The sequence below is a fragment of the Novipirellula sp. genome, from assembly GCF_041583735.1.
In the GTDB taxonomy this organism is placed as follows: Bacteria; Planctomycetota; Planctomycetia; order Pirellulales; family Pirellulaceae; genus Novipirellula.
The window spans coordinates 1-2,944 of record NZ_JBFHFD010000868.1; the positions used below are offsets into that span (position 1 = coordinate 1).

3 protein-coding genes are annotated in these 2,944 nt (G+C 54.9%); all 3 read left to right on the forward strand.

Features of this window, described 5'->3' with window-relative positions; translation table 11 throughout:
• Positions 1–948: sulfatase-like hydrolase/transferase (locus tag ABX962_RS33935; RefSeq protein WP_372726095.1), on the forward strand; the 948-nt coding region annotated here is incomplete at its 5' end.
• Between the two features lie 40 nt (positions 949–988).
• A complete protein-coding gene (locus ABX962_RS33940) occupies positions 989–2,500 on the forward strand; it encodes a sulfatase (RefSeq protein ID WP_372726096.1) in 1,512 nt (503 codons plus the stop codon).
• A gap of 115 nt (positions 2,501–2,615) precedes the next feature.
• Positions 2,616–2,944 (forward strand): glycoside hydrolase N-terminal domain-containing protein (locus ABX962_RS33945; RefSeq protein ID WP_372726097.1); only part of this gene is annotated, 329 nt, incomplete at its 3' end.

Genomic DNA, 2,944 nt, shown 5'->3' on the forward strand with positions numbered 1-2,944 from the left:
CCGGGTTTTCCTCATCCAGGCGATCACGGCTACGACTATTGGATGTGCACACAAAATAACGCCAGCCCCAGCCACAAGAACCCCGACAACTTTGTTCGCAATGGTGAGCCGGTGGGAAAACTCGAAGGCTACTCCGCTCAGCTTGTTGCATCCGAAGCGGCACATTGGCTTAAAGATATCCATGATCCTGCCAAACCGTTTGCGATGACGGTGTGGGTGCATGAGCCGCATTCGCCGATCGCCACCGACCCGCGATTCTCAGACCTGTACAAGGGACACGAGAACAGCAAGTACATGGGGAACATCACGCAAATGGACAACGCATTGGGAATGGTGATGGATGCCCTGGACGCTCAAGGAGTCAGCGACAATACGTTTCTATTCTTCACGTCGGACAACGGTCCCGTGCCGGCGTATGGCGGCTCGTCTGGCGGCTTGCGAGGCAACAAACGCAGCGATCACGAAGGCGGCATCCGGGTGCCAGGGCTGGCACGTTGGCCGGGGCATATCGAACCGGGCACCACCAGCGAAGTGCCGGTGATCGGTACCGACCTGTTTGCCACGGTGTTGGACATCGTCGACATTCCGCTGCCCACCGATCGTACGATCGACGGCGTCAGCATGCTGCCCGCCTTCGCAGGCAAACCGATCAAACGCGAAATTCCGCTGTTTTGGCGTACCCACGTTTCCTCGCCATCCGATCGCGTTGCAATGCGAATCGGCGACTGGAAGATCGTCGGCAATGAAACGCTGACCGAGTTTCAGCTGTTTGAAATTCAAAAGGACTGGAAAGAAGAGAACGACTTGTCTGCCAAAATGCCCGAAAAAACCGAGGAGATGAAAAACGTTCTCTTCAAGCTTTGGGCGGACATCGAAGAGGAAGGACCCAACGAGTGGTGGGAGAACGAACGACAAAAACCCTCCAAAGGGGGCAAGCTGAGTTACTAACGCCTCATCTATGACATCCCTCTCTCTCCCCAAACCCGACATGCGTCCATCACAAAGAATCACGACTTGGATCTTCGCAGCGGCTTTGGCCATCGGTTGGTCATCGGCCGCAATCGCGGCACCGCCCAACTTTGTGTTCATCCTCGCTGATGATCTTGGCATGCAGGATGTTGGTTTTATGGGCAGCCAATATTTCGAGACGCCCAACCTAGATTCGCTGGCCGAAGAGAGCTTGGTGTTCAACGAGGCGTACATGTACCCGACCTGTTCGCCGTCGCGTGCCGCGATCCTGACCGGGAAACAATCGTTCCGCACGAACTGTTACACCGTGCCGGTACTGGAGAAGGGAAATAGCCGCGACAATATTTTCTCTAGTTGGACGGTCGGCGCGGAGCATTCGGTTTATGCGAAGCCGCTCGCCAGTGCAGGCTATCAGCTGATCCATCTCGGCAAGTGGCATATCGTCGGGCCAAACCCGGCGGAAGAAACATCGCTTCCGCTGAAAACGAAATTGAGCCAGCCGAAGAATGGCGATTTGAGTTGGCTCGCGGCGCACCGGTCACCAGAAATTCAGCAGTATTATCCGACCGGGCGCGGGTTCCATGAGAATGTGGGCGGCACTTGGTGGGGTGATCCGGCACGCGGTTATGACCAGGGCTACAATGCACCTAGCGGGGGCTATGTGGCCCCGTTTAAAAACCCCTTCATTGCGGATCAGGAAGACGCCCCGTGGCTGACGGACCGGCTCACGTCCGATGCGATCGACTTTATTGATCGCCACCAAGATGTGCCCTTCTTTGTGAACCTGCACTACTACGCGCCGCACAGACCCTCGGTGCCTCGCAACAAAGAATGGCTATCCCACTTCATGAATAAGCCGGGCGACCCTTCGACTGGGCAGGGGATGGGTCCGGCAAAGAAGAAGAAAGAGATAGCCGCCTATGCCACGATGATCAAATCGATTGACGAAAATGTCGGGCGGATCACGGACTATCTCGATCGGGCAGGGCTACGCGAAAACACCGTGATTCTTTTCAGTTCCGACAACGGCTTCAACGGGCTTCAAAGTCGCAACGAGAACCTGCGTGGTGCCAAGGGCAATGTCTACGAAGGCGGATTGCGTGTTCCGACACTGATCAACTGGCCGAAAACCGTCGCACCGAACCGCTGCGACACGCCGATTCACGGACTCGACTTTTTCCCGACCTTTCTTGAGTTGGCGGGCATCACGGACTACACGAGTACACTGGACGGTGACAGCTTGGTTCCGCTGCTGCAGGGCAAGCCGCTGAAAGACCGGGCAATCTTTTGGCACATTGCCAGCACCTACAAGAATCCTCCCTGCTCGATTATCCGCAAAGGTGACTGGAAGCTGATCCAGTTTCTGAAAGAGGGGAATATTGAACTTTATAACCTGCGGCAGGACCTAAAAGAGAGTCGTGATTTGTCTGTAGAAAATCCTGAAATGGCTCAGGCTTTATTGAAACAACTTGTCAATTGGCGTCAGGCGAATAACGTGCCTTTGCCGCCGAGTTCGCAGCTCAAATTTTAGCAGGAAAACGAAGTAATTCTTCGGTGGGTCGTAAGCAGATTCGCATCGTAACGACGACAAGGATTCACGCCGTCACACAAACGAAACGATAAAATTTACAAGATTGGAAATCAGCATGCATCGATTTTTATTGGCCCTTGTGATGGTGGGCTGGATCGCAGCAGAACCATCTTTGGCAGCGCGTCACGATGTGGACGAAAGCAACAACCCCAAGGCGGACATGGCGTTTGTCAACGAGGCTGCTGCCCCCGAAAATCCGTTGACACTGTGGTACCGCAAACCGGCGACCAAGTGGGAAACCGAAGCGTTGCCGGTTGGAAATGGTCGGTTGGCCGCGATGGTTTTTGGCGGGGTGAATAACGAGCGGATCCAGTTCAATGAAGAGACCGTCTGGGATGGCGTGCCCACCGATTACAACAATCCAGAGGCGCTGAAAGCTTTGCC